Raw genomic sequence first — 25445 nt, 5'->3', positions numbered from 1 at the left:
GCGATGTGGCGGCGCATTCTTTCGCTGATCCTAAAGGAGTTGTTAGCCAGCGCACGCGACCGCCAGACAAGGGTCGTGGTTCTGTTCGCACCACCGTTTCTTTTGTTGATTTACGCATTTGCTATCACCCAAGATGTCAATAACGCATCAATTGGCATCGTTAACTACGACACCGGCATCGAGGCGCGCGCGCTGATCAATCGTTTCGAGGGCGCGCCAACCTTTGACCGGATCATCTACTTCACAACCATCAAAGACGCCTCGAAAGCAATCGATGACAAGGACGTGTCGATGGTGCTCCAGTTTGCGCCGGATTTTTCACGCCGCGTGCTGGCGGGCGAACCGGCACAAGTTCAGATTCTGTTGGATGGTCGCCGCTCGAATACCGCGCAGATCCTTCTGGGCTACGCCAGCCGCATCGTTCTGGCCTATGACGCTGAACTGGTCGGCGAAAGCGGTCCGCGACCGCCCGCCACCGTAACCTCGCGCACATGGTTCAACCCCAATGCCGACCCGCTGTGGTTCGCGGTTCCAGCTTTGTTCGCGGTGATGGTCGCCATCGTCGGTTTTATGGTATCGGCGCTGGCGATTGCGCGCGAACGCGAGCTTGGCACGTTCGAACAATTGCTGGTTTCACCGCTGCGTCCAGCCGAAATTCTTGCGGGCAAGACCCTGCCGGCGCTGTTCGTGGCGCTGCTCAGCGCCACTGCGATGTTGGTACTGGCCCGGCTTGTCCTTGATGTTCCGTTTCGAGGCTCGCTGCCGGCGCTTTATCTGGCCATGGTGGTCTATCTTGCGGCCAATATCGGAATCGGCCTGTTCATCTCGTCTCTCGCCTCAACCCAGCAACAGGCCGTCATCGGCCTGTTCATCTACATGACGCCAGCGGTGCTGTTGTCTGGCTATGCAACGCCTGTCGAAAATATGCCGGACTGGTTGCAGTGGCTGACCGAGACTAACCCGATCACGCATTTCATCATCCTCTCCAAAGGATTGTTCCTAAAAGATATTCCGCCCGAGGTAATCTTCCGCCACACTTGGCCAATGGCGTTGATCGCCGTAGTCACACTTTCGGCAGGCGCTTGGTTGTTCCGGCGCAAGACTGGGTCCTGACTGTGATTGGGTCTAGCAGTCCAGATCGTCTTGTCGAACGTTTGGGGAAACGCTCATAGCTTGGAAAATGCCAGAACTACAGCTTGGACCCTTTCGAGATCGGCCCGAAGAGTTGATCTTTGCGGTGCCGATAGTCGCTTCTCACGGAATAAAATCCGTCTCATCTTGGGCGGCTTTCTGCCAGGCCGGAAGATGCCGAGCCCGGATATAGGCATGCGGACACTTTGCCGGTTGGCAAAGCGGGGTTCTCGGCTGGCTCTGGTCTGTAGCCGTTTTGAGGCCGGGGCGGTGGCAGGATCAAAAAGCAGTCCGCCAATACGTTGACGTGTCGCGATAGAGCGATGCTTCCAAGCATCATGCGCAGTGGCCCATGACTGGCAATGCGTGCCGGAAGGGGCACGCCTCACTCCCTCAGCACAATAGGCACTTTTGGGAATGGTTGCGATACCTTGCGCTCCGCAACTTGCATCGATCATCCTGAGTGAGCTTCTGCCGGTGGCTGCGATCCTTGGCGGGGCAGTGATCATCAACCGCCCAATGGCACGCGACGATCGACTATCGGCATGAAAAGCATGTCGCTTTACAGTAGCAGACGTTCGCGCACTAACTGCGAAGGTCGGGAAAGTCCGCCCTCGTTACGTCAATCCCGGTTGCAGCGTAAATGGCGGTGTGAATTTCATGTCTCAGACTGGCTTCGAATGTCCGGTCTGGCGACATCGGCTGCAACGCAGCAATGAGTGTGCCGCAGGCGCGAGCAGATGCTGCGTCAGCAATCACCCAGAAGGGCAACGGCGGCAAAGTCCGCGAAGCAGCCGATTGGTCATGTCACTTTGGATGTCTGGTTCGGGTCTGAGTCACTTGGCCCTTGCGACCGAACTTAGTGGTGGACTGAATTTGGTGAACTCCTATTCACGCAGCTCCCTCGCCAGTGCCAGCGCCGCGAGTGCGGCGTTCTTGCCGCGGGAATTACCCCCTTGGAATTCCGCTTGGCCCGTGTCACGACTGATCCAAACCAAGGAGAAACCCATGCCCGATACCCATCGCGTTCCCAATGATCTTGATAGTTTCTGGATGCCGTTCACGGCGACCAAGGCGTTCAAGGACAATCCGCGCCTGATCTCCAAGGCCGAGGGTGTGCGCTATACAACCGTGGACGGGCACGAATTGTTCGACGGCACCGGCGGGCTGTGGTGTTCGAATGCGGGGCATAACCACCCGAAAATCACCAAGGCCATTCAGGATCAGGCGGCGGCTTATGATTTCGTGCATAATTTCAATCAGGGCCATCCGCTGGCCTTTGAGGCGGCAGCGCGCGTCACCGAACTGGCCCCCGCGTTTGACCATGTGTTCTTTACCAACTCGGGATCCGAGGCAGTGGATACGGCGCTGAAAATTGCGCTGGCCTATCATCACCATCGTGGTGAAGGGCAGCGCCGGATTCTGGTGGGGCGTGAAAAAGCCTATCACGGGATCAACTTTGGTGGGCTGTCCGTTGGTGGGCTGGGTCTGAACAAGGGGCAATTCGGCACGCTATATCCGTCGGCAGTTCACATGCGCCACACCTGGCTGCCGGAAAATACCTTTAGTCGTGGCCTGCCCGAGCACGGCGCGGACCTGGCCGACGATCTGCAGCGGCTGTGCGACTTGCATGGCGGTCACACGATTGCGGCGGTGATCGTCGAGCCAGTCAGCGGCGCGGGCGGGGTATTCCCGCCGCCCAAGGGCTACCTTGAGCGCCTGCGCGAGATTTGCGATGGCAACGGGATTTTGCTGATCTTTGACGAGGTGATCACCGGATTTGGCCGCATGGGCACACCCTTTGCCCACGAGGCCTTTGGCGTCACGCCTGATCTGGTGACCTGCGCCAAGGGGATGACAAACGCGACCGTGCCAATGGGGGGCGTGCTGGCCACGGCGGCCGTGCGTGACGCTTTCCGCAACGGTCCCGCGACGATGCCTGACCTGTTCCACGGCTATACCTATTCCGGTCATCCGCTGGCCAGCGCGGCCTGTATCGCCACGCTCGATGCCTACCGCGACGAGGATATTTTCGGCAATGCCGCACGTATGGCCGGCCCGTGGGAAGACATGTTGCACGGTTTGCGCGACCTGCCCGGCGTGATGGATATTCGCAACTGTGGAATCATCGGCGCGGTGCATCTGGAACAGAAAGGTGCCATCGGTGACGCGGGGCGCGCGGCCTATAACGGGTTGTGGGACAAGGGCCTGATCGTGCGGCCGGTGGGCGACGCGCTGTGCATGTCACCACCGCTGACGATTACCCAAGACCACATCGACGAGGTTGGCGCAAAACTGCGCGCCCAGCTTGCGGGATAGGGTGCGGCCCCGACCGGGCCGAGCCGCGCAACCGCTGTCGCACCCGCTTGCGAAACCTGCTGACGTTTTGAAACAACGGCGCATAAGGGCTCCTTGAAACAACGGCGCATAAGGGCTCCGATAATGACCGTTGGGCGCCGTCTATGCTGGATGGCTGGCAAGCGGACGAAGTTTCAACTTGCTCCGTTTGTGCGCATGGCTGCTTTCAGACGCTTTGCGGACAAAAAGTCTATATCAATCAGAAATTGCCCCTTCTGAGGAGACAGCCGCTTGATAAGCCGAAAAGATCTGTTCGGTGCTTCATATGCGGCGTGCCGCGTCGCTCGACCGTGACAGCTTAATTCGGGCCGTCTTTGGTGACGTCGAAAGGGGCCGACAAGACTTTCGGCAAACGGAAGCTTGGAGCTTTGCTCCGCCAGGATTCTTGCGCAGCCAGGCCCGCCCCATGACTGCCGGCCCTCCACGCAACATGGCATCGCGATGGAGCATCTCCGACTGGAACATTCGACGACCACGCCGCATATCGTGCCAAGCGCTACTTCGGCAACAGCCTTGATCGAGCTTGGTTTGTGGGCTTGCGGTCGTTCTCCCCGGCTCAGAGTGCAGGAAACAGAAACCGCCAGATCGTGGTGTCGAGCGCATACCACCCCCAATGAAGCGAAAACGAATATACAAACCCGTTTCGCATTTTCAGCATTTGATAAGGCGTGATCGCACCGAAAAGCGTCGCGGCGACTGTGTATCGTAAAACATAGAATGGATTGGCACCGTCCAATGCCAACGTCAGGTGGAACCCGCCAAACAGGATTGCAGTGAGCAAGGCGATCTGCCCCAGACGCAGGTTTTGTGCCGCGAGTGCTACGACCAGCGCTGTCATCAGACTCTGCTGAAAGAGGATTTCAACGGATTTGGGAAGAAAGTACCAAGGTTGGGCGATGATGATTTCATTGACCTCATCTTCTGTCGGAATATCCGCCTCAGGAAGAAATGGCAGAACGATAAATGCGAAAAGGGCGCAGGCGGTCAGCATAAAAAGAGGTGCGAAGCGGTCTTCGGGGGGAGAGGATCGTTTTGCCCAAGCGGATAAGGCGGGGTGAAAGATCAAAAAAACGATCAGGCACCAGATCCCATAGTAAATGCTGAAAATACGAGGGCCTTCATTATACCCGCCCGGCTTTCCGAGAAAATCGGCGAGCTGATAGTACCCGATGCTGGACAGGGTCCAGGTTGTCGTGATCAGGGCGACAACAACTGCAAGACTTGCCCATGTCGGCTGAAACAGGCTCTTCATCGCAGCCATTCCCCGCTTTGACGATCAATCAACGAATTCGCCAAAGACCGTAGACCTGAAGGACGCGAGACTCAAACGTGGCAGTCGAGAGAACGAGGTTTTGCCATCAGCCTCCATCAAGGCCTAAGCGGGCTTCAGTTTGCGATAGAACCGCATCAGCTTCGCACCTGTCCGCACCACCCAGTTCGGGACCTTGGGCATCCAATCGGCAACGGCCCTATGATAGGATGGGCGCTGTTCCTGCCGCTTCGCCCACGCAAGGATGCCCGGATAGGGGCGGAAGTCAAAACCGAGCATATTCAGCAGAACATATTGTGGCAGCCACGCGATATCGGCAAGGGATTGTGCGTCGCCGGTAAGGTAGTCGTTATCCTTGAGCCGCGCTTCCATCCGGTCGAATACATCCGCGAGCATCTTGCGCGCGGTCTCGATTTCCTCGGCGCTGAAACCGTCAAGGGAATGCGTGTGGAAGGCCACCAGTGACTTGTCGGGTTGGATTTCAGCGTAATGCATCATATCGGAGCGCTTCTTTGATGCGCCACCGGTGCTGCCATAGACCCAGGTCTTGATGGCCTTCATGTGCAGTGAGGCGGCCAGATCGACCCATTCGTTTTCCTCTGTCGCGAGAGCGGGATTTGAGGAAAGCAGGGCAGGATTGGGGAATGTTTCTTCGAGATAGTGCAAGATGTCGTTGGACTCGGTCACCGGAACGCCGTCGTGCACAAGCGCGGGAACCAAGCCTTTAGGGTGGATTGCCAAGTACCACGGCTCAAGGTTTTCCTGATGGCCAAGATCTACCTCATGGGAAATCCACGTCAATCCCTTCTCCTCCAGAGCAAGGCGGACCCGCATGGAGCAGTTGGACATGCCCGCATGATAAAGGTGAATGCCTTTGAGCGACGTGATGGTGGAATCTTCGGTTTCTAGAATAGGCATGTTCATTGTCCTTTTTAGGATGCGAGCGCAGACTATGGTCCGGTGACTGTTCAGCGCATCTCGAACAGCTCTTGATGGAAGTCTTCGACGACGAGGCCATTGGCCAACAGGTCGCTACGCAGCGCCTGCCCGAAACCGGCAGGACCGCAGAACCAAACCGATGCCGATTTCCAGTCAGGAACAAGATCGCGAAGCCGTGCGCCGTCCAGGAATCCATCCCTGTCGTCCACCAGGATATGTATTGTGATGCCCGCCGCCTTTGCGTCTGCTTTCAGCATCTCCACGGCCTCGGCGGAGAAATCCTTGGTGCTGTGGATCAGATCGACGGTTTTGGTGTCAGGCGTGGCCGCCAGTTCCTTCATCTTCGCAATAAAGGGCGTGATGCCGACACCGCCGCCGATCCAGACTTGGCGTGTCTTCGCATCATCGAACGTGAAGCGCCCATATGGACCTTCGACAATGACTTCGCCGCCGGTTTTCAGCCTATCGGGCAGAAATTTTGTGTAATCGCCAAGCGCCTTGGAAATGACGGAAATGCGACCCGCGGCCGGATCCCAGGCCGAGGCGATCGTAAACGGATGTTTGCCTTCCTTGCGATCAAACGAGACAAATGCGAACTGCCCTGCATCATGGCCTTTCCAGCCGTCCTCCATCGCGATGGTGACCGCTGTCGCATCCAGTTCCGCAAAGGTTCGGATGGATTCGACTTTGCCCGAAACCGTGTTGCGCCGCCCGATCTGTCGCGTCAGCGTCATCACCGCAGAAATCACACCGCCGACCATCAAAAGCACGACGACGATGCCCAAGGGCTGCGTCCACGCTGCGAAGTCCATCAGCACAACGCCATGGAACACAAACGCCAGATACGCGACGGCCAAAAGCGTGTGGGTATTGGCGAAGAATTTGTACGGGATCCGTTTGACGAGCGCGATAATGATCAGAATAACCATGATCTTGAACGGCAGGTCGCCCAGCGTTTCGGCTAAGCCGCGCTGGCTATTGAAAAACGCCTGAATGGCCCCGACATCCGGGATTGCACCAGATGGTTCACCGCGTTCAGGGGCCTCCATCAGACCCAAGGAGACCGCCCATTTTGGTGCATTGGATGCAAGCCAGTGAACCACCGCCGTTACCAGCACCAAAATACCGAGCCATTTATGCAGCCGATAGGATTTATCGAGGCCATTAAGCCAAGGCTCGATCCATTTTGCACGCGTGGCAAGCAGCATTACGATGCTCATGGCCCCCAAGCTCAGCACGCCGGAATACTGCACCAGAAGGTTGCGGACCGCGATCGGGCTGAGCGTGTCGGGAAGTGGCAGGCTGGCCGCCAGCCATAGCACAGTCAGCGATGCCGGAATGCCCCAAAGTGCGATTTTGATGTTCTTCATGGTTGGGTCTTTCAGTGCGAATTGGTGTGATGAGGAAAAGGGACGGACGTCAAAAGGCGTCGTTATAGTGTGCTACGTGTTCTCGATGGGTTTCCGTCGATTTGACGGACGATAAAGCACGGTTTTCTGCTCGGGGCGCTGCGACACGTGCTGCGCTCAGATGTCCCCAAGACATTCAGCGACCCAAAATAGTCCCCCCAGCCTTGGTGTGGACGACCTGCGGCGGCTTCATAAGCGCTGAGACTGTCGAGCGCAGCGTGCAAGTTGTACGTGGACCCGTCGTATGCGGTTTCGGTCAACATACGGGCACAGGCGAAAGCCAGTTCCGGGCGGGATTTGTAACCGCAGCGGCCGTCACCCGCGCAATTGGCGATCTCGCCTGCCTTCCGGTAGGTGTCGATGTCGTCCAGATCCGGCTCGATATGGATTCCGTTGCGGCCAATGACCCGGTCTGAAACCGGCCCAATCGCGGGCAAAGGGCGCCTGCCAGCTGACGTCAACTTTCACCTCGACCTTCATGTCATCAATCGACAAATCCAACGCCTCGACGGCCTGTTGCAGGCTCGTATAGAGGTTAGCGGCGATGCCCGCGGTCAGGTCGCTCAGCGGGTTCGGTGCGGTCTGCGCATTCTCCGCGCCGCCTTCATCGCCGCCAGGCTCCCAAGCGCTGAAGCCGTCAACGCCCAAGGGTTGAAATGTGACCACTTTCAGCATGGTGTAGTCCGGCGCGAAGATGCGCGCGCCCTTACGCGGCTGAGGGGTCGGCACCATGATGTGCGAGGTCCTGAATGGATGGGCCCGTCTTGGACGTGATCAGCTGTTTGATCGCCAGATACGGCGCAAACACAACAACGCCCAAAACGATACCCAACTCGCGCCCCAGACTGCTTTCGGGGGTGGGCTTTCGCTTTATGCGGTGGCGCAGGGCGTCAATCATATTGCTATGCAGATTACCCACCATGATGCCGCGTGTGATCCCCAGGATCTGTGCGGCGGTGTCCATGCCATACGTTTCAATCAGCTTCTGGGTTGCCTCAGGCGACGGGTGTCCCGCGCTGTCTGCACGATGCTCTGAATAAAGCTGGGCCACAGACTAATTGGATGGCGCTGCGCCGAATTCACCGTCATGCAGCCCCTGCACCTCGTCTTCGCTCATGCCTTCTTCAAGGGCGTTTTTTGTGTGCACGAAAGTGCAATGGCAGCATCCGTTCGCATGGGGAACAGCCAACAAAATGGGGTTTGAAAAGGCAGCGCTGATTTCGGGGTTCTTCCTCGATTTTCGCATGCCCGCAGAACTGGCCACCGCATCCACGATGAACCGCTGGCAGGTCTCGACGTCATAAAGGCGTTTCATGAATTTCTGGATCATCTCACAGGCCAGCTACGCTTTTGATCAGCCCCCCGCGCCTATGGGGTGTTTCAAGTATTGATCCTTGAAGAGGACACGTTAACCGATTGGAACGCATTATTTCTGCAGGTGCATTGGGCTGGATTGGAGTCCAAAGCGGTCCTTCACATCTAACCTGATGTATTCCCTTTCATCCCAAATAGGCGCCTGAAGTACGGGACAGAACCACAACTTTGACTGCGTAGTCTTTCGAGGGAAAGAGTGCTAGGGTTGAGGTGATTGATGGGGTGTGAAGTTGGGTTATGAAACTGACTATCTGATTGTTGGCAGTGGCGCCTCTGGCATTTCTTTTGCCGACACGTTGGTATCTGAAACACAGTCCCACATCACCATTGTTGATCGGCAGCACAGCCCCGGAGGCCACTGGAACAGCGCGTATCCTTTTGTGCGGCTGCACCAACCTTCTGCATTCTATGGCGTTGCCTCGCAAGCGCTTGGATCAAATCGAATAGATACCACCGGCGGCAACAAGGGCCTGCATGAGTTGGCCAGTGGCCGAGAGGTTTTGGCTTATTTTCAGACGGTGATGGATCGCAAACTCCTGCCCTCGGGACGGGTGCGCTACCTGCCGAATTGCGAGCTGTTGGAAAATGGCTCAATCCGCGCAAACATCACGCAGGAAACCCATCAGATAAACGTGCGCAAGAGCATCGTGCATTCTTCTTATGGTGCCGGAGAAGTGCCCGCCTTGCACCGCCGCAAATTCGAAGTGGATGGTGACGTCGATTGCCTGACCCCAACCGAAATAGCAGAGAAACAGCAACCTTTCGAACAGTATGCCGTACTCGGCTCGGGCAAAACTGGCGCGGACGTGTGCTTATGGCTTCTGGACCAAGGCGTTCACCCGTCAAAAATCGTCTGGGTGATGCCGCGCGATGCCTGGTGGATCGACCGTCGCATGTTTCAGCCCGGATCTGAGTTCCATGAGTTTAAGCTGAAATACGCTCTTGAGGAAAACGAGGCTGTCATCGCCGCTAAAACATTGCCCGATCTGTTTGCCCGGCTTGGACATGCCGGCAATCTACTACAATTGGACCCTGATCACACCCCTACCGCATATAAGTGTGGGACGGTCACACCTGCCGAACTGGACAGCTTGCGCAAGATCGAAACAGTAATCCGCCTTGGTCATGTAACCCGCCTGTCTCGCGGCAAAATGACGCTGAAGCATGGGGAAATTGTGGTTGCGGATGACACTGTCTTTATTGATTGCACCGCCACCGGGATTCGGAAAGTCGCAAGCGTTCCCGTTTTCCAGCCGGGGCATATCTTCGTCCAATCTGTCAGAACTTGCCAGCCAACATTCAGCGCCGCCTTCATTGCACATCTGGAGGCGACAATTGCCGACGATGCGCAGAAAAACGCGCTTAGCGTTCCAGTGCCATATCCGGCGGACGACATTGATTGGATCGGCCAAAAAATGATCTCCCTGCAAAACCAATTCATGTGGTTACAGAATAAGAGTATTCGCGATTGGCTGAAATCGTGCCGTTTGGACGCCCTGACCGCTGGCGACCGTGCGCCGACAGAGACACCCGAACTTGCGCAGTTGTCGGCACGTTTCAAAGACAGCCTGTTCCCGGCGATGATCAACCTGAAAAAGCTGAACAGCATGGCAGACGCAGGCGAGGCATAGACCACGGGCGGACTTGCGAAAAAATGCATTTCAAGCTGGCACGCGCTGAATGGCCAGTAGAGTTTGCGTGCGACCTGTGCCGCGCCCCGCTTCAATGACCGTTTCCCTCGCTGCGCGGGGGCACGGTGTTTTTTGCTCCTGCCGCATTTTTCATGCGGCTTGTGCGCGCAGCACGAAATTGCGACGATCGCGTCGGGCTGAATTGTCACCTGCGCCGCATCCTACGCCAAACTGCGGTTTGCGCATTTGGATCAGTCGGTCACATGATGGTCAATGTGGGCTGTGGGGCAACCGGGGTGCCTAGATCAGGCCTATGTCATTTAAGGCTGCATCGTGGAAATCCCGCTCAGCGTCGTGCCAGTCGTCAGCGCGTCGGGGTCGATTGTCAGTTCGATCACGGCGGGCAGGTTTGAGGCCTGCGCGCGCGCGAAAGCATCCGCGAACTGTGCGCCTTCGGTGACGGTTTCGCCGTGGCCGCCATAGGCCCGCGCAAGGGCTGCAAAATCGGGGTTGGCCAGCATCGTGCCGGACACGCGCCCGGGGTAGTGCTTTTCCTGATGCATGCGGATCGTGCCGTAGCGCCCGTTGTTCATCACCAGCGTGATCGGTTTGGCGCCGTGCTGGATCGCTGTGGACATCTCGTTCAGCGTCATCTGGAAGCAGCCGTCACCGGCAAGGCAGACAACCGTGCGATCGGGATGTTCAAGGCTGGCGGAAATCGCGGCTGGAAAGCCATATCCCATTGATCCGGATGTGGGAGCAAGCTGCGTGCGAAACCCCTTGAAGGTGAAATAGCGGTGCAGCCATGCGGCGTAGTTGCCCGCGCCATTTGTCAGGATCGCATCATCGGGCAAGTTGTCGGACAGCCATGCGATGACCTGTTCCTGTTTCACAGCACCCGGGGTTTCCAGTGGCGCGCGCCAGTCCTCGTGATCGGCGCGGGCCGCTTTGGTCCAGGCGCCCCAATCGCGGCCACAGGCAGGCAGGTGCGACAGGGCGCGGACGAATGAGACCGCATTGGCGGTAACGCAAAGATCGGGGTGATAGACGCGCCCCAATTCATTGGCATCCGCGTGCACATGCAGGATTTTCTGGGTCGGGGCAGCGGGATCGACCAGCGTATAGCCCTGGGTTTCGATATCCCCCAGTCGCGAGCCGATCACAAGCAACCGGTCGGCGTCACGGACCCGCTGTGCCAATTTTGGGTTCACCCCGACATTCAGATCGCCCACATAGTTCGGGTGGCGGTTATCAAGGTAATCCTGCCGCCGGAACCCCAGCGCCACAGGCAGGTTTTGCACCTTGGCAAAGTGGGCCAGATCGGCCGCTGCCGCCTGCGACCAATGCGGCCCGCCGATGATCACCAGCGGGCGGCTGGCCTGCGCGATCCAGCCCAGCGCGTCCTCGGCGGCATCGACAAAGGTTGGTGCGCGTTCGACCAGGGGGCCGGCGGTGTCAGGGACGTCGGACCGCGCGCTGAGCATGTCTTCGGGCAGTGCCAGCACCACGGGACCGGGGCGGCCTGACGTGGCAAGCGCAAAGGCGCGGGCGATATATTCGGGCAGGCGGTCTGTCTGATCGACCTCGGCCACCCATTTCGCCAAACCGCCGAACATCGCGCGGTAGTCCACCTCTTGAAATGCCTCGCGGTCGCGCTGGTCGCGCGCGATCTGGCCAACGAACATCACCATCGGCGTGCTGTCCTGCATCGCGATATGGATGCCCGCGCTGGCATTTGTCGCGCCCGGACCACGGGTGACCAAAGCCACACCGGGTTGGCCTGTCATCTTGCCATAGGCCTCGGCCATCATCGCGGCGCCACCTTCCTGACGACAGACGATATTGTCGATGCCACTGTCATAAAGCCCGTCAAGCGCGGCAAGGAAACTTTCGCCCGGCACCGAAAACACACGGCGCACGCCAAGGATTTCCAGTTGGTCGCTGAGGATTTTACCGCCGTGTCGCATGATGCACCTGTATCAAGTTTGCGCCCACCATGTGCCACGCACAGGCGCTGTGCAAGAACCGTCAATTGCCGCGTCCCGATTTGCGGCTAGATAAAGAGAGGTAAACAAGAGGACCACACATGTTACTGGGAATTTCAGGGTCGCTGCGCGCGGCGTCAACCAACACTTACCTGATGCGGGCGGCGGCCAGGGCTTATGGCGGTGACACCGTCGAGGCGGATTTGAACCTGCCGCTGTATAACGGTGATCTGGAGGCCAAAGGGATCCCTGCCGCGGTGCAGACCCTTGCGGACCAGATCGCGCAGGCCGAAGCCGTGGTCATTTCCACGCCTGAGTATAACAAGGCGATACCGGGTGTGTTGAAAAATGCGCTGGATTGGGTGAGCCGCACCGAGGGCAGCCCCTGGCTCGACAAACCTGTCGCGATCATGTCGGCGGCGGCGGGGCGCGCGGGCGGCGAGCGCACGCAGTTTTCCCTGCGCCTGTGCCTTGTGCCGTTCCGGCCTGTTATCATCAACACGCCGGAAATTCTGGTCGCCAAATCAAGCGAGCAGTTCGACGCGGACGGCAATCTGGTCAATGAGTTCCATGCCAAGCAGTTGGCTACGGCGATGGCCGCACTGCGGGCCGCCGTAGGCTAAAATTGAGATTCCGTCGCGGTCTGATCCGGTCTAGGATCGCGGTATGACTGAACAGACAATCACCGACGTGATGGATCCAGCGCGCGCCTGCGCCATGCAGGCTGCGCTGGGGATGACGCCCGACATCGCCTATGGCAGCGCGCTGCCGCCATTCTTTCACCACCTCTATTTCTGGGAGCCGGAACCACCCGCAAAGCTGGGCCGTGACGGGCATCCGAAGCTGGGTGGGTTGATCCCCGATCTGGGCCTGTCTCGGCGTATGTGGGCGGGCGGGCGGCTGACGTTTTTGCAGCCACTTGTGGCGGGGATCAAGGCGGACAAGACCACGACGCTTGACTCCGTCACGCAAAAGGATGGCGCGCAGGGACCACTGACATTCGTGCGATTGCGTCACGATATTCGCCAGCGCCATGCGACAGTGCTGACCGAATGGCAGGACCTTGTGTATCGCGGCGAGGCGCAGCGCAATGACGCGCCGCCTGCCCCCGTCAGCGCGCGCATGGACGAGGACCACAGCAAAGTTTTCACCTTTGATACAACCCTGCTATTTCGCTATTCGGCGCTCACGTTCAATGGTCACCGTATCCATTATGATCGCCCCTATGCGCGCCGCGTCGAAGGCTATCACGGGGTGGTTGTGCATGGACCGTTACTGGCGCAGGTCTTGATGCTGATGGCGCAGGATCAATTGGACAAGCCTTTGGCAACATTTGATTATCGCGCAACGGCGCCCTTGATCGGCGGCGAGGCGGCGACGTTCTGCTGGAAGGGCGATGATGCCTGGGTGCGTGGCGAAGACGGGCGCGTCTGCATGACCGCCAAGGCGGGTTAGAGCGAGGCCTGCGCGCGGAATCCTTTGGGTATTGTGTCATGCCCGTCAAGGATCAGGTCGGCCATGACTGCGCCAACCTTGGGTGCCATCCCAAAGCCGATTTTGAACCCGCCATTGGCGATGAATTCCCCTGCCCGAAACGGGTGTCCGCCAATCATCGGCGCACGGCTGCGCGCGCGCGGGCGCACACCGGCCCAGCGTTCGATCACGGGGGCGTTGTCCAGAACGGGAAACGCCTTGATCGCGCGGGCAATGATATCGTCAAGCTGGCTGTCGGTGCTGGTCGGGTCGTCAAATTCCCGCTCCGAGGTTGATCCGATCGCGACGGTTCCGTCGTTGTGCGGCACGATGTGCAAGGCATCAGCGAAGAGTTGTGGCCGGTCGCGCGCGTCAAATTGCATCAGCGCCGCCTGCCCCTTGATCCCGTTACCAACAAGGCGGGAACGCTGCGCTGTCAGCGCGGCCAGGCCCTGCCAGCCGGTCGCCCAGACAACAGCGCCCTCGTCAGTGCCACTGGTCGTGACCTCGCCACCCAGTGCGGTGATTGCCGCCGCCAATGCGTGGGTCGCACGGCGTGGGTGGATGCGGGCCGTCAGTGTGTCGTGGATCAGCAGGCCGGTAGCCGATTGCGGGGTCCACGGGGTGTCGGGTGCGTCGATCACCTCCCAGATTGCGCGCCCCTGCCACAGATCGCGGGCGGTTTCGCTGCGTTGACGGGCAAGCGCCACGGCGCTGTCATCTGCCAAGGGTTGCAGGCGGCCAAGGCGCGCATAGCCGACATCTTTGCCGGCGATGTCGCTGACCTCCTGCCAGAACGCATCCGCCATCATCAGGCTGTCAAACTGAAACGCCTTCTTGTCGTTCCAGTTCTCGGGCACATGCGGGGCAAGCGCGCCGACGATCCCGCCGCTGGCGCCCGCCGCGGCGCCATGCGGGTCGATCACGCGCACAGCCGCGCCGCGCCGCGCGCAGGCAAACCCGACCGCCAGCCCGAACGCGCCCGCCCCGCGCACTGTCACATCAACCGTTGCCATCGCCTTCCCTTGCCGCCAAAGATTGCGCGCAACATAGGGCCCGCGCGGATGAGTGACCAGCAAGCAGAATTGGAATGGCGTGACGGAGTGATCCCGGTGTCGCGACGGTTTGATGATCCGTATTTTTCGCTGCAAGGTGGACTGGACGAAACCCGCCATGTGTTTTTGGCGGGCAATGACCTGCCCGCGCGATTTGCAGATGGATTTCATGTGGCGGAACTGGGCTTTGGGACGGGGCTGAACTTTCTGGCGACGTTGCAGGCATGGCGCGCGGCGGGGATTACCGGGCGGCTGCATTTCACCAGTTTCGAGGCTTATCCAATGGCGACTGACGATCTTTCGCAGGCGCTTGCGCCCTTTGCCGATGTGCTGCCGGTGGACATTCTGACCAATGGCGTGGCGGCGGATGATGTCACGCTTACAGTCATAAAGGGCGATGCGCGCGACACTTTACCGATGTGGCAGGGCCGCGCGGATGCCTGGTACCTGGACGGGTTTTCGCCCGCCAAGAATCCAGAGCTTTGGAATCCGGCCCTGATGCGCGCAGTGGCAGATCATACCGCCAAGGGCGGCACGGCGGCGACCTATACGGCCGCCGGGCATGTCCGCCGGTCGCTGGAATTGGCCGGATTTGCCGTGGAGCGGGTGACCGGTTTCGGGCGCAAGCGCCACATGACCCGCGCTAGGCTGGGATGATGCAGACCAATACCCGCCAGGGCGTTGTGTTGATGATCGCCACCACATTCATCTTTGCGATGCAGGACGGCATCTCGCGCCATTTGGCGGGGGAATACAACGTGCTGATGATCGTGATGATCCGCTATTGGTTCTTTGCGGCTTTCGTGATCGCCATTGCCAAGCGGCGCGCCGGATCGGTGCGCGCGGCGGCGGCGACCACGCAGCCGGTCCTGCAAATTTTTCGCGGGCTTTTGCTGGTGGCGGAAATCTGCGTGATGGTGCTGGCTTTTGTCATGCTGGGGCTGGTCGAGGCCCACGCGATTTTCGCCAGTTACCCGCTGATCGTCGCGGCGCTGTCCGGCCCGATCCTGGGGGAAACGGTTGGCTGGCGGCGGTGGGCCGCGATCGCGATCGGGTTCGTCGGGGTGATCGTGATCTTGCAGCCCGGATCGGGTGTGTTCACGCCATCTGCCTTGATCGCGCTGACCTCGGCGGGCATGTTCGCGCTCTACAGTTTGCTGACGCGTTATGCCGCGCGCCGTGACTCGGCTGCGACCAGTTTCTTTTGGACAGGTGTGGCGGGGGCCTTTGCCATCACATTTGTCGGGGTCTGGTATTGGGAGCCGATGATCGCGTCAGATTGGGGCTGGATGGCCCTGTTGTGCGTCACCGGCGCGACAGGGCATTTCATGCTGATCAAAACCTACGAGGTGGCCGAGGCAAGTGCGGTCCAGCCCTTTGCCTATTTCCAACTGGTCTTTGCGTCGATGGTCGGGTTGTTTGTCTTCTCCGAAACCCTGCGCACAAATGTGGTGATCGGTGGGGGATTGGTCGTTGCGGCGGGTCTGTTCACGTTGTGGCGCGCCCGATCGGCACCCTAGCCACCGGGCCGGGAAATCGGGCGGATCCCTTGCGGCGCACCGGGGGTCGAAGGTTCAAGGGTGCCGGCGCGGCGCACCGGTGGCAGCGTCGGCGTCGGATCGGGCACAGCTGGCACTAGTGTCGCGTCAATCTCGGGGCGCGCGCGCGGGCGGATCACCGGCTTTACCCCATTCAGGAGGTCGCGGAAATTCAGGGCCCCTGCTTCGCCACTCAGGCGCGCGCGATAGATGGGGATGCCTTCGGTGACGCGCATCACGTAGTTGCGGGTTTCGCGAAACGGGATGTGTTCGATCCAGTCGACCACGTCCGCGGTGCCAATGCGCGGGTCGCCGCGATCGTCAATCCAGGTTTTGGGGCGGCTGGGACCGGCATTGTATCCCGCAGCGATCATCACGGGGGAATCGCCAAATTCTGCCTGAAGGTTAGCCAGATATTGCGCCCCGAGCGTTGCGTTATACTCCCAATCGGACGTCAGCCGCGCGCGCTGGAATGGCAGGCCAAGTTCGTCTGCAACTTCCTGGGCGGTTGCGGGCATCAGCTGCATCAGGCCCAGCGCGCCAACGGCACTGCCTGCGTCGGCGCGAAATTCGCTTTCACGACGCGCGATGGACAGGGCCAGCGCCGGGTCGACCGGAAGGTCCATCTGCGCCAGATCGTGCAGTGGAAAGTAGATCTGCGGCAGGACGATATCGCGCTCGGCGGCCGCTTTGGCGATGAGAATGGCAAAGAACGGCTCGTTCAGCTCGAGCATGAGATTGCCAAGCTGGGCCAGCCCTTCGCGGTCAAGTGTGCGGGTCAGGTCAACGATAAACAGCACCGCAAGGCCACGCTGATCGGCGGCCAGCAGCAACAGGGCGGCCTGCGTCAGCTCATCTGTCAGGAACGGTGCCTCTTGCCAGTCGTCGAATACCTCGTCGCCCACAAGGGCGGGGTCCAGGGGCAGGCCAAGCTGTTCAGCCGCCAACAGCCCGTAAAACCCCGTCTGGTATTGCGCCGCGCGGCGATAGGCGGCTTCGGCGTCAGCGGCATTGCCCATGGCTTCATGGGCGCGCGCCAGCCAGTAGCCCGCGCGACCCATCGAAATCGGCGATGACACAGCACTGTCGAAGGTCTGAAAATGCGCCAGCGCTTTGGCAGGGTCATCCATGTATGTCAGAGCGATATAGCCAGCCAACCACTCCAGATCGGCAAAGCTATCGCCCTCGGTCAGAAAATGCGTTGTCGCAAGGTCATAGGCGCTCTCGATCCGGCCTTCGCGCATTTCCCATCGGGCAAGAACCCGCCGCCAGCTTGCCCAGCGCCACGGGTATACAAGTGTCTCAGCGCTTGCCGATTGCTTGCGCAAGACTTCGATGGCATCGGTGCGTTCGCCCCGCCTTGCCAGCCAGTTAAAGCGGTCATAGGCAAGGGCGGGGTCGTTGATCAGCGCGTTGGGGACAGCCGTGACACGTTCTGCAATATCGTCGGCATTACTGATATAACCGATACGCGCAGCGGCAAGCGCGCGCTGATCTTCATCCAGCAAAGGCAGCATCATTTCCGCTTCAGCCGTACGCCAGCGCCAAAGCAGCATGTCAGTGCGGGTCACATGATATGGGGCGATGATTTCGGGAAAGGCTGCCAGTATTGCCGCATAGCCGGTTTCGCTAAGCGTCAAGGTGGTCCAGGCGGATGTGATCACGTCGTTTGCTTCCTCGACCTGCCCTTTGGCAATCAGTGCTTGGGCCAAACCGACCGCGCCTTCGCCTGTTTCAGGCGCGCGTCCATCGAAAAAGGCCAGAACCATATCGGCACTTTCATCGATCGGCAGGGCTTCTTCGGCATTCCTGACGATCCGCTCGGTGCCGGGCCAGTCGCCACGTGCGGCCAGAAACAGCAGGTAATCATCGAATGTGCCTTCGCCTTCGCGCAGACGCGCCCAGGTTACCAGATCACGCGCCACGGGGCTGGCGCCGGCCACAACTGCGTTGGCCGTGTCCCAGTCTTCCTGCGCCATTGCCTCGAATGCCGCAGCGAGGGGTGGACCACCGGCACCGTCTTGGGCCTGGGCCGCGCCAGACATGACGAAGGACAGCAAAACAGCCGACAAATTGCGAAACATGGAGGGAGCCTTCAACACCATTTCCCTCAGGGTAGCTTGCCTGTGCATAAGTGCAACTCACAAACTTGGCAAAGGCAGCAATCCGCACTAGTGTCCGCCCGATTTCATTGGCGCCGAGTCACGGCCCACATCACGAAAAGGAAGCGTGTCATGATCAAAGGGTCTCTCCCTGCTCTTGTTACGCCGTTTGAGAACGGCAAGCTGGACCTTGATACGCTGAAAAAACTTGTCGACTGGCATGTGGATCAGGGCACGCACGGGTTGGTGCCTGTGGGGACGACGGGTGAAAGCCCAACCCTGTCCCATAGTGAACACGACACCGTCGTGGCGACCGTGATCGAAGCTGCGGCGGGGCGTCTGCCTGTCGTTGCGGGGGCCGGATCGAACAACACCGCCGAAACCGTGCGTCTGGTCAAAGCGGCCAAGGCTGCCGGGGCAGCAGCGGCGCTGGTCGTCACGCCCTATTACAACAAGCCCACGCAGGCGGGTCTGATTGCCCACTTCACGGCGGCGGCCGACTGTGGCCTGCCGATCATCATCTACAACATTCCCGGTCGGTCCGTGGTCGATATGACCCCCGCGACGATGGGCGAGTTGGCCAAGCACGAGTTCATCGTTGGCGTGAAAGACGCGACCGCCGATCTGGCGCGCGTGCCCGCCCAGCGGCTGACCTGTGGTGCAGATTTCATTCAGGTGTCGGGCGAAGACCCAACCGCGATTGGCTTTAACGCCCAGGGCGGGGTCGGCTGCATCAGCGTGACGGCCAATGTCGCCCCCAAGCTATGCGCGCAGATGCAGGAAGCCACCCTTGCCGGCGACTATGCCACCGCCCTGACCTATCAAGACCGGTTGATGCCCTTGCATCAGGCGATTTTCACTGAACCCGGCCTGTGCGGTGCGAAATACGGTCTGTCCCTGCTGGGCATGTGCCGCGACGAGGTGCGCCTGCCGCTGGTCGGGGTGACGGACCCCACCAAGGAAAAGATCCGTGCGGCGATGGTGCATGCAGGGTTGTTGAATTAAGGGGCAAAGGCGGGGGATGAACCCCGCCTTTTCGTTTATGCCGCGACCCGTTCGTCAGCGTCGCGGAAGATATCATTCAACCGCCACAACCCCCACGCCAGCGGGATCGCCGCCAAGCCACCAATCACATAGGCCAGCGGTTCGTCATAGAAGGTTTCGAACATCTGGGTGTAGGCATGGATGCCGCCGAATGTCATTGCGGCGTTGAACAGCCCGCGGCGGTTCTTGTGCGCAGCCCAAAAGGCCGAGGCCGCCAGCGCAATCGCCCAGAGGATCGCATAGACTTGTTCGCTGATCACAAGTGTCGTGGCCTCGAATGCGGCGCGAGCGGCTTGATACTCTTCCCAGCTTTGTTCGCCGTAAACATAGGTCGGCTCCCAATAGGAACTGCCCACCACATCACCCCAGAGACTACCCACAAGGGCGCATAGATTGGCGACGATAAAGGCCATGATTGCAAGGATACCCGCGTGGCGACCGATCCGTTCGGGCTGCGTGCGCATGACCCAGATGCTGGCGAAAATCAGTAGGCCAAGTTGCAGAATGCTGAGCGTCGATTCAGGTGAATAGAACACATAGGCGGCTTGAGAATAGTAGGTCGCGGTATCCAGCATCTGTGCGAAAGGCATGATCGCCAGCGCTGTGACGGCGCGCACGTCGATGAATACGCCTGCCGCGACAATCAGAATGGTCGCGTAAAGGTGGGACAGTGGCACGGGCCAGCCGTTCAGATCAGCCTCGCTCATGCCGTAATAGACGCCGACAAGGTGCATCGCACCCCCCATCAACAGGACGGACCCGGTGACAAACCGCGTTTTCGTGCCGCGTCGAAAGGCGTAGCCCGCGATCAGCGCCGCAAGGGCACCCGCAACAATCAAGGCGGGCGCGGCAAATCCGCTTGGGTATTTGTCGATCAGCTCGATTGTCGCGCCGCCGGCCAACATGCCGCCGCCGATCAGCGCTGCCGCATTGCCGAACATGCGATAAAGGTCATTGCCGCTGCGTAGGATCAGCACGCCAATGCCAAGGAACAGCGCGCCGGTGATCGCCACCGCAAGGGCGTTGGCCAGCCAGAAGATGAACCCGAATGCGGCAGCAATGATACCGGCGCATAGCAGCGTGTTGATGGACAGGCTGACCATCGCCTGGCGCGAGTGGCGTCGGATGATGCGGGCCTGGTCGGTTGTTAAAGTTCCGTCTGCGACCAAGGCGTCTGTGTCGGCGAGATAATGCATAACTTGCTCCTGTGAACAGTGTTCATTCAATCTTTAGCACGATATTTGAACGCTGTTCAAGAACTTTCTTTGGCCCACCCTCGCGCGTAGTCAATCTGTGCCGACCCGACAAACCGTGCCGCACGTTCAATTTCAGCCACCAGCCGCGCGCTGCGCCCTGCCCCCATCCGCACGCCGTCCTCGGGCCAGAATGCTGTGACGCGCAAGGTATCGCCGTCCCGTTTGGTGTCGATCCGCCCGATCAGTTGCGTGCCCTCCAACACAGGAAAAACGTAATAACCGTAGCGCCGTTTTGGCGCGGGCACGAAAATCTCGATGCGGTAGTGAAAACCAAACAGGCGTTCCGCGCGTTTGCGATCCCGCAAGGCGGGATCAAAGGGTGACAGCAGGCGGATGCGCTGGCTGGGGGCGGGCGGTGTGACGTCCATGATGTCGGGGCGGGCAAAGCATTTGCGCAGCGATCCATCCGCACCTTCGACGTTGATCTGCATTATCTCACCGTGCGCCATTGCGGCGGCACACCAGTCGCGGGCCTCGGCCACGGTCACGATATCCCAGAACGCGGCGATTTCCCCCGAGGTCGCAAAACCAAGCCGATCAAGCGCTGCGTTGCAGGCCCAGTCAATCGTTTCGGCCTTGGAATAACGCGCATTCAGGTATTGTTGCGGGATAACCCGTTCCGTCAGGTCATAAACCTTGCGAAACCCGTCACGTCGCGTGACCGACAACTGCCCTGACCGCCACAGATATTCCAGCGCGGTTTTGCTGGGGTGCCAATCCCACCAGCCGCCTTTACCGCGCTCCTCGCCCTCGCCCACATCGCTGCTGGTGCAATCACCGTGATCGGCGACGCGGCGCAGCACCGCATCCACCTTTTGCGTGAAATCATCCCGCCGTATGCCCTGCCAATGACCCGCCAAACGCGCCCCGTCCCGGGCCATTTTCAAGCGCCAATGGGGGAAATGCGCCATGTCGATCGCCGATGCATCATGGGTCCAGTGTTCAAACACGGCGCGGTCACGCTGCAACAAGGGTGGCAGATGCGACACGCGATACTGCTGGCGGCGCGACCAGAGGATCAGATCGTGGGCGCGGGCCAGCGTGTTGACGCTGTCCAACTGCACAAAGCCCAGATCGGCGATCACACTGTGCAGGTCCGCGCCTTTGCCTGTGCCGCTGGCCGGGGTGATCAGCCCGTGTCGGTGCAAAAACAGGTGGCGTGCCGCGGTGTTGGTCAGGGTCGCAATCATTCGATATCGTCCTGCGTTGCATCGCGCTGCATCCGCCGCACCTGGCGCAGGGTTTCAACAATCACGGCCGTCAACAGGCCGAAATTCAACAGCCCGTTCGCCGCCGCCATCCCCCCCAACAACCGCCATTGAAGCGGCAGCAGGATGTCGCCAAACCCCAACGTCGTGAAGGCGACAAAGCCGAAATAGACCGATTCTTCGAATGTGGTGAATACGTCCAACCAAAACAGCGCGGCGGCCCAAATCCAGACGCCTGCCGTCACCTGCACAAGGATCCACAGCGCCGAGAGGCATAGCATAAACACCAGTTTCGGGCGGTGCGGGCGGCGGCGCAACCAAAGCTGCCAGCGCGACAGGGCGACTTCAAGAAACCAAAAGCTGAACCCTGCGATCATGATCGACACAAACATGAGGGCCGACCCCAATACGATTTGAATGAACATGGCCCCTCCGCAGAACTGTCAGCGCCACCATACTGCGCAGCGGCGCAAAGGCCAGCCGTGCGCGCACCTTGTGCAAGGGTCGCGCATCACATATCTCGGCAATGATATGGCAAAGAAACCTGAAAAAACGAACTACAAGGTCCTCTCGGAGAATCGCCGCGCGCGGTATGACTACGCGATCGAGAGCGATCTTGAAGTCGGAATTGTCCTGACCGGGTCAGAGGTGAAATCCCTGCGCGGTGGCCAGTCCAACATTGCCGAAAGCTATGCGTCGGTTGAAGACGGCGAACTGTGGCTGGTGAATTCCTACATCGCGCCCTATGACCGCGCCATGTTTGGCCACGAAGAACGCCGCCGCCGCAAGTTGCTGGTTTCAAAGAAAGAACTCGCACGGATGTGGAACGCGACCAAGCGCGAGGGAATGACCCTTGTGCCATTGGTGATGTATTTCAACGACCGCGGTTTGGTGAAGCTCAAGATTGCCATCGCGAAGGGCAAGAAGAACCACGACAAGCGCGCGACTGAAGCAAAGCGTGACTGGGGCCGCCAAAAGCAGCGCCTGCTGCGCCACGGCGACTGACACTACATCTTGGGGGGAAAACGCCCCAAAATACCCCCTATTGATCCGTTTGCGGAATAGGTTAACCTCTCCGCCATATGGCGCGGGCCACGCCATGGCACAAAATATCAAAATAACACGGCCCACAGGAAGGAACTGGGGACTATGGAACAACTTATCATTCAACTTGTCTCGGGCGCTGTTGGCGGCAATGTCGCGGGCGGTTTGCTGAAGAATCTCTCGCTTGGGACGCTTGGTAACTCGATCGCCGGGATCGTCGGCGGCGGGCTTGGCGGCCAGATCCTGAGCATGGTCACGGGCGGCGCGGCCGATCCGGCTGCGGGCATGGATATCGGCGCGATCGTGACCCAAGTCGCAGGCGGCGGTGTCGGCGGCGGTGTTGCCCTTGCCGTGGTCGGCGTGATCAAGAACATGATGAACAAGTCGTAAACGCGAAAAATCCACTGTGCGGGCGTCCCATCGGGGCGCCCGTTTGCGTTTGCGCCCCTTGTCTTGGCGGGCTTGCGGGGCTAGTCAAAGTCGCAACCGCAACTGCGCAAGACGGGGGGTGTCATGCCCGACGATCCACACACACTGGTCAGCACGGATTGGCTTGCCCAGCACCTGAAAGACCCTGACCTGCGGATTCTCGATGCCTCGTGGTATATGCCGGACATGGGCCGCGACGCCATGGCCGAGTATATGGCTGCGCATATCCCCGGCGCACGGTTCTTTGATATCGACGAGATCAGCGATCACCGCAGCGACCTGCCCCACATGGTGCCACCGGTCGAAAAATTCATGAGCCGGATGCGCGCGATGGGTGTGGGTGATGGCCATCAGGTTGTTGTCTATGACGGGTTGGGCCTGTTTTCTGCGGCCCGCGTCTGGTGGCTGTTCCGCCTGATGGGCAAAAAGGACGTGGCCGTGCTGGATGGCGGGCTGCCGAAATGGCAGGCCGAAGGGTGCGAGATCAGCGATTTGCCCCCGATTGTACGCGACCGGCATATGACCGTGCAGCGCCAGAACCAGATGGTCAAGGACGTGACCCAAGTGGCCCGCGCCGCCAAGCTGGGCGATTACGAGATCATCGACGCCCGTGCGGCTGGCCGCTTTCGTGGCGACGATCCCGAACCGCGCGAGGGGTTGCGCGCCGGCCATATTCCCGGTTCGCGCAATGTGTTCTTTGGCGATCTTCTGAATACGGATGGGACGCTGAAAGACCGCGATACCCTGCGCGCCCTGTTCCAGAACGCCGGTGTCGACCTGTCCAAACCGGCGATCACAACCTGCGGGTCCGGCGTGACGGCGGCAGTGTTGTCGCTGGCACTCGAAAGGATCGGCAAAAACGACCACGCGATCTATGACGGATCGTGGTCCGAATGGGGCATGTTCCCCGACCTTCCCATCGCTACCGGAGATGCGTGATGTTTGAAAACCTGCAAGCCCCCGCCGCTGACAAAATCCTTGCCCTGATGCAGATGTTCCGCGATGATCCGCGCGACACCAAGATCGACCTTGGTGTTGGCGTCTACAAGGATGCCACGGGCAACACCCCCGTGATGCGCGCGGTCAAGGCGGCCGAACAGCAGCTTGTCGATGAGCAGATGACCAAGGCCTATACCGGCCTTGCCGGCGATCCGGCCTTTGCGGACGCGATGATTGATTTAGTGCTGGGGGGTATCGTGGCGCGCGACCGCATCGCCGCTGTTGCCACGCCCGGTGGCACGGGCGCGATCCGGCAGGCGCTTGAGTTCATTAACCGCGCCAGCCCCGATGCGACCGTATGGATTTCCAACCCAACCTGGCCGAACCATCCGTCGATTATCAAATACCTTGGCATGAAGATGTTTGAATACCGTTATTTCGACGAGGATACACGCGGCGTGGACTTTGACGGGATGATGGCTGATCTGGCCCCCATTGCGACGGGTGATGTGGTCTTGCTGCATGGCTGTTGTCACAATCCGACCGGTGCAAACCTGACGCTGGATCAATGGGGCAAGGTCATCGCGCTGGTGAAAGACCGTGGCGCCGTGCCGATGATCGACATCGCCTATCAGGGCTTTGGTGACGGGCTGGCCGATGACGCAGCCGCGACACGCATGGTCGCCGAGAGTTTCGATGAAGTGCTGATCGCCGCAAGCTGTTCCAAGAACTTTGGCGTGTATCGTGAACGCACGGGTATCCTGATGGCCATTGGCCGCAACCCGCAGGAGGCCAAGCTGGCGCAGGGGAATCTGGCGTTCCTGAACCGACAGAACTATTCCTTCCCGCCCGATCATGGCGCGCGCGTTGTCACGACAATCCTGAATGACCCCAAGCTGCGCGCCGATTGGGAGGCAGAACTGGAAGCGACCCGTCTGGGCATGCTGGAGTTGCGCCAACAGTTGGCGGACGAATTGAAACGCCTGACCAATTCCGACCGGTTTGCCTTTATTGCGCAACATCGTGGCATGTTCAGCCGCCTTGGCACCACGCCTGAAAAGGTAGAGCAACTGCGCGTGGAACACGGGATTTACATGGTCAGCGACAGCCGGTTGAACATCGCAGGGCTAAACGCGCAAACCGTGCCGATTCTGGCCCGCGCGATTGTTGCGGTCGGGATTTAGCGCAGCTCATCAGCGCAAACACCCGCCCGATGGTGCCAGCCCCTGGCACCAACTGGTGCAACCTAGCGGAAAGTCG

Annotated in this window: 24 protein-coding genes; 12 read left to right on the top strand and 12 right to left on the bottom strand. The window is 59.8% G+C overall.

What is annotated here, in order from left to right:
• Nucleotides 1-3: 3 nt before the first annotated feature.
• On the top strand, nt 4-1113 hold the full coding sequence (locus FTO60_RS00870) for an ABC transporter permease (protein ID WP_148054197.1): 1110 nt from the start codon (nt 4-6) through the stop codon (nt 1111-1113).
• 1026 nt (nt 1114-2139) lie between these two features.
• Entirely contained in the window at nt 2140-3450 is a 1311-nt protein-coding gene (locus FTO60_RS00865) for an aminotransferase class III-fold pyridoxal phosphate-dependent enzyme (RefSeq protein WP_148054196.1), read from the top strand.
• A 595-nt stretch (nt 3451-4045) separates the two neighbouring features.
• Here the strand turns inward: FTO60_RS00865 and FTO60_RS00860 are convergent.
• From FTO60_RS00860 to FTO60_RS17955, 6 genes are all read right to left on the bottom strand, one after another.
• On the bottom strand, nt 4046-4750 hold the full coding sequence (locus FTO60_RS00860) for a hypothetical protein (protein WP_148054195.1): 705 nt from the start codon (nt 4748-4750) through the stop codon (nt 4046-4048).
• A 114-nt stretch (nt 4751-4864) separates the two neighbouring features.
• Nucleotides 4865-5683 carry a glutathione S-transferase family protein gene (locus tag FTO60_RS00855; RefSeq protein ID WP_148054194.1) on the bottom strand — a complete coding sequence of 273 codons (819 nt, stop codon included), beginning with the start codon at nt 5681-5683 and terminating at the stop codon, nt 4865-4867.
• A gap of 44 nt (nt 5684-5727) precedes the next feature.
• Nucleotides 5728-7068 (bottom strand): ferric reductase-like transmembrane domain-containing protein, encoded by a 1341-nt coding sequence (locus tag FTO60_RS00850; protein WP_148054193.1) that lies wholly within the window; start codon nt 7066-7068, stop codon nt 5728-5730.
• A gap of 354 nt (nt 7069-7422) precedes the next feature.
• Nucleotides 7423-7839, bottom strand: coding sequence for a hypothetical protein (locus FTO60_RS00845; RefSeq protein ID WP_148054192.1), 417 nt, complete (start codon nt 7837-7839; stop codon nt 7423-7425).
• The gene (locus FTO60_RS00840) at nt 7814-8071 is read right to left on the bottom strand and encodes a hypothetical protein (protein WP_148054191.1); all 258 of its coding nucleotides are present in this window, start codon (nt 8069-8071) and stop codon (nt 7814-7816) included. The genes FTO60_RS00845 and FTO60_RS00840 overlap by 26 nt, the downstream gene beginning before the upstream one ends.
• 90 nt (nt 8072-8161) lie before the next feature.
• Entirely contained in the window at nt 8162-8353 is a 192-nt protein-coding gene (locus FTO60_RS17955; RefSeq protein ID WP_302849714.1) for a carboxymuconolactone decarboxylase family protein, read from the bottom strand.
• A 358-nt stretch (nt 8354-8711) separates the two neighbouring features.
• Here FTO60_RS17955 and FTO60_RS00830 point away from each other — a divergent pair, with 358 nt between their 5' ends.
• The gene (locus FTO60_RS00830; RefSeq protein WP_172623768.1) at nt 8712-10112 is read left to right on the top strand and encodes an NAD(P)-binding protein; all 1401 of its coding nucleotides are present in this window, start codon (nt 8712-8714) and stop codon (nt 10110-10112) included.
• Between the two features lie 320 nt (nt 10113-10432).
• Here FTO60_RS00830 and FTO60_RS00825 read toward each other — a convergent pair whose 3' ends face one another.
• On the bottom strand, nt 10433-12079 hold the full coding sequence (locus tag FTO60_RS00825) for a thiamine pyrophosphate-binding protein (RefSeq protein ID WP_148054188.1): 1647 nt from the start codon (nt 12077-12079) through the stop codon (nt 10433-10435).
• A gap of 119 nt (nt 12080-12198) precedes the next feature.
• Between FTO60_RS00825 and FTO60_RS00820 the strand changes: the two genes are divergently transcribed.
• Both FTO60_RS00820 and FTO60_RS00815 read left to right on the top strand, forming a co-directional pair.
• Nucleotides 12199-12720 (top strand): NADPH-dependent FMN reductase, encoded by a 522-nt coding sequence (locus FTO60_RS00820; protein ID WP_148054187.1) that lies wholly within the window; start codon nt 12199-12201, stop codon nt 12718-12720.
• A 43-nt stretch (nt 12721-12763) separates the two neighbouring features.
• Nucleotides 12764-13552, top strand: coding sequence for a MaoC family dehydratase N-terminal domain-containing protein (locus FTO60_RS00815; protein ID WP_148054186.1), 789 nt, complete (start codon nt 12764-12766; stop codon nt 13550-13552).
• Here the strand turns inward: FTO60_RS00815 and FTO60_RS00810 are convergent.
• Nucleotides 13549-14586 (bottom strand): FAD-binding oxidoreductase, encoded by a 1038-nt coding sequence (locus tag FTO60_RS00810; RefSeq protein WP_148054185.1) that lies wholly within the window; start codon nt 14584-14586, stop codon nt 13549-13551. The genes FTO60_RS00815 and FTO60_RS00810 overlap by 4 nt on opposite strands.
• A gap of 48 nt (nt 14587-14634) precedes the next feature.
• On the opposite strand from FTO60_RS00810, the gene mnmD reads away from it, so the two are divergent.
• Entirely contained in the window at nt 14635-15282 is a 648-nt protein-coding gene (gene mnmD / locus FTO60_RS00805; protein ID WP_148054184.1) for a tRNA (5-methylaminomethyl-2-thiouridine)(34)-methyltransferase MnmD, read from the top strand.
• Nucleotides 15279-16145 (top strand): DMT family transporter, encoded by an 867-nt coding sequence (locus FTO60_RS00800; RefSeq protein ID WP_148054183.1) that lies wholly within the window; start codon nt 15279-15281, stop codon nt 16143-16145. The genes mnmD and FTO60_RS00800 overlap by 4 nt, the downstream gene beginning before the upstream one ends.
• Here the strand turns inward: FTO60_RS00800 and FTO60_RS00795 are convergent.
• A complete protein-coding gene (locus FTO60_RS00795; protein ID WP_254696848.1) occupies nt 16142-18247 on the bottom strand; it encodes a lytic transglycosylase domain-containing protein in 2106 nt (701 codons plus the stop codon). The two genes, FTO60_RS00800 and FTO60_RS00795, sit on opposite strands and share 4 nt — an antisense overlap.
• A 150-nt stretch (nt 18248-18397) precedes the next feature.
• On the opposite strand from FTO60_RS00795, the gene dapA reads away from it, so the two are divergent.
• Complete coding sequence (dapA, locus tag FTO60_RS00790; protein WP_148054181.1) at nt 18398-19270, top strand: 4-hydroxy-tetrahydrodipicolinate synthase; 873 nt, start codon at nt 18398-18400, stop codon at nt 19268-19270.
• 35 nt (nt 19271-19305) lie between these two features.
• Here the strand turns inward: dapA and FTO60_RS00785 are convergent, their stop codons facing one another.
• The 3 genes from FTO60_RS00785 to FTO60_RS00775 are packed head-to-tail and all read right to left on the bottom strand — an operon-like array spanning nt 19306 to nt 22198.
• Nucleotides 19306-20505, bottom strand: a complete 1200-nt coding sequence (locus FTO60_RS00785) for a hypothetical protein (protein WP_148054180.1) — start codon at nt 20503-20505, stop codon at nt 19306-19308.
• Nucleotides 20506-20561: 56 nt separating this feature from the next.
• Nucleotides 20562-21755, bottom strand: coding sequence for a winged helix-turn-helix domain-containing protein (locus tag FTO60_RS00780; RefSeq protein ID WP_148054179.1), 1194 nt, complete (start codon nt 21753-21755; stop codon nt 20562-20564).
• A complete protein-coding gene (locus tag FTO60_RS00775) occupies nt 21752-22198 on the bottom strand; it encodes an ion channel (protein WP_148054178.1) in 447 nt (148 codons plus the stop codon). Before FTO60_RS00775 ends, FTO60_RS00780 begins: the two co-directional genes overlap by 4 nt.
• 106 nt (nt 22199-22304) lie before the next feature.
• Here FTO60_RS00775 and smpB point away from each other — a divergent pair, with 106 nt between their 5' ends.
• The 4 genes from smpB (at nt 22305) to FTO60_RS00755 (ending at nt 25369) form a co-directional block, all read left to right on the top strand.
• Nucleotides 22305-22778 carry an SsrA-binding protein SmpB gene (smpB, locus tag FTO60_RS00770; protein ID WP_148054177.1) on the top strand — a complete coding sequence of 158 codons (474 nt, stop codon included), beginning with the start codon at nt 22305-22307 and terminating at the stop codon, nt 22776-22778.
• 144 nt (nt 22779-22922) lie between these two features.
• Nucleotides 22923-23207, top strand: a complete 285-nt coding sequence (locus FTO60_RS00765; protein ID WP_148054176.1) for a hypothetical protein — start codon at nt 22923-22925, stop codon at nt 23205-23207.
• Nucleotides 23208-23330: 123 nt separating this feature from the next.
• Nucleotides 23331-24185 (top strand): 3-mercaptopyruvate sulfurtransferase, encoded by an 855-nt coding sequence (gene sseA / locus FTO60_RS00760; RefSeq protein ID WP_148054175.1) that lies wholly within the window; start codon nt 23331-23333, stop codon nt 24183-24185.
• Nucleotides 24185-25369, top strand: coding sequence for an amino acid aminotransferase (locus FTO60_RS00755; protein ID WP_148054174.1), 1185 nt, complete (start codon nt 24185-24187; stop codon nt 25367-25369). The genes sseA and FTO60_RS00755 overlap by 1 nt, the downstream gene beginning before the upstream one ends.
• The last annotated feature ends 76 nt before the right edge of the window (nt 25370-25445 follow it).

The organism is Octadecabacter sp. SW4 (assembly GCF_008065155.1).
In the GTDB taxonomy this organism is placed as follows: Bacteria; Pseudomonadota; Alphaproteobacteria; order Rhodobacterales; family Rhodobacteraceae; genus SW4.
The sequence above is the reverse complement of the archived record's forward strand: the minus strand, read 5'-3'. Positions and strand labels throughout refer to the sequence as shown.

Coding starts and splice junctions, on each gene's coding strand:
- FTO60_RS00870 (WP_148054197.1), top strand. CDS start 4: ATGTGGCGGCGCATTCTTTCGCTGATCCTAAAGGAGTTGTTAGCCAGC.
- FTO60_RS00865 (WP_148054196.1), top strand. CDS start 2,140: ATGCCCGATACCCATCGCGTTCCCAATGATCTTGATAGTTTCTGGATG.
- FTO60_RS00860 (WP_148054195.1), bottom strand. CDS start 4,750: ATGGCTGCGATGAAGAGCCTGTTTCAGCCGACATGGGCAAGTCTTGCA.
- FTO60_RS00855 (WP_148054194.1), bottom strand. CDS start 5,683: ATGAACATGCCTATTCTAGAAACCGAAGATTCCACCATCACGTCGCTC.
- FTO60_RS00850 (WP_148054193.1), bottom strand. CDS start 7,068: ATGAAGAACATCAAAATCGCACTTTGGGGCATTCCGGCATCGCTGACT.
- FTO60_RS00845 (WP_148054192.1), bottom strand. CDS start 7,839: ATGGTGCCGACCCCTCAGCCGCGTAAGGGCGCGCGCATCTTCGCGCCG.
- FTO60_RS00840 (WP_148054191.1), bottom strand. CDS start 8,071: ATGGACACCGCCGCACAGATCCTGGGGATCACACGCGGCATCATGGTG.
- FTO60_RS17955 (WP_302849714.1), bottom strand. CDS start 8,353: ATGCGAAAATCGAGGAAGAACCCCGAAATCAGCGCTGCCTTTTCAAAC.
- FTO60_RS00825 (WP_148054188.1), bottom strand. CDS start 12,079: ATGCGACACGGCGGTAAAATCCTCAGCGACCAACTGGAAATCCTTGGC.
- FTO60_RS00820 (WP_148054187.1), top strand. CDS start 12,199: ATGTTACTGGGAATTTCAGGGTCGCTGCGCGCGGCGTCAACCAACACT.
- FTO60_RS00815 (WP_148054186.1), top strand. CDS start 12,764: ATGACTGAACAGACAATCACCGACGTGATGGATCCAGCGCGCGCCTGC.
- FTO60_RS00810 (WP_148054185.1), bottom strand. CDS start 14,586: ATGGCAACGGTTGATGTGACAGTGCGCGGGGCGGGCGCGTTCGGGCTG.
- mnmD (WP_148054184.1), top strand. CDS start 14,635: ATGAGTGACCAGCAAGCAGAATTGGAATGGCGTGACGGAGTGATCCCG.
- FTO60_RS00800 (WP_148054183.1), top strand. CDS start 15,279: ATGATGCAGACCAATACCCGCCAGGGCGTTGTGTTGATGATCGCCACC.
- FTO60_RS00795 (WP_254696848.1), bottom strand. CDS start 18,247: ATGTTTCGCAATTTGTCGGCTGTTTTGCTGTCCTTCGTCATGTCTGGC.
- dapA (WP_148054181.1), top strand. CDS start 18,398: ATGATCAAAGGGTCTCTCCCTGCTCTTGTTACGCCGTTTGAGAACGGC.
- FTO60_RS00785 (WP_148054180.1), bottom strand. CDS start 20,505: ATGCATTATCTCGCCGACACAGACGCCTTGGTCGCAGACGGAACTTTA.
- FTO60_RS00780 (WP_148054179.1), bottom strand. CDS start 21,755: ATGATTGCGACCCTGACCAACACCGCGGCACGCCACCTGTTTTTGCAC.
- FTO60_RS00775 (WP_148054178.1), bottom strand. CDS start 22,198: ATGTTCATTCAAATCGTATTGGGGTCGGCCCTCATGTTTGTGTCGATC.
- smpB (WP_148054177.1), top strand. CDS start 22,305: ATGGCAAAGAAACCTGAAAAAACGAACTACAAGGTCCTCTCGGAGAAT.
- FTO60_RS00765 (WP_148054176.1), top strand. CDS start 22,923: ATGGAACAACTTATCATTCAACTTGTCTCGGGCGCTGTTGGCGGCAAT.
- sseA (WP_148054175.1), top strand. CDS start 23,331: ATGCCCGACGATCCACACACACTGGTCAGCACGGATTGGCTTGCCCAG.
- FTO60_RS00755 (WP_148054174.1), top strand. CDS start 24,185: ATGTTTGAAAACCTGCAAGCCCCCGCCGCTGACAAAATCCTTGCCCTG.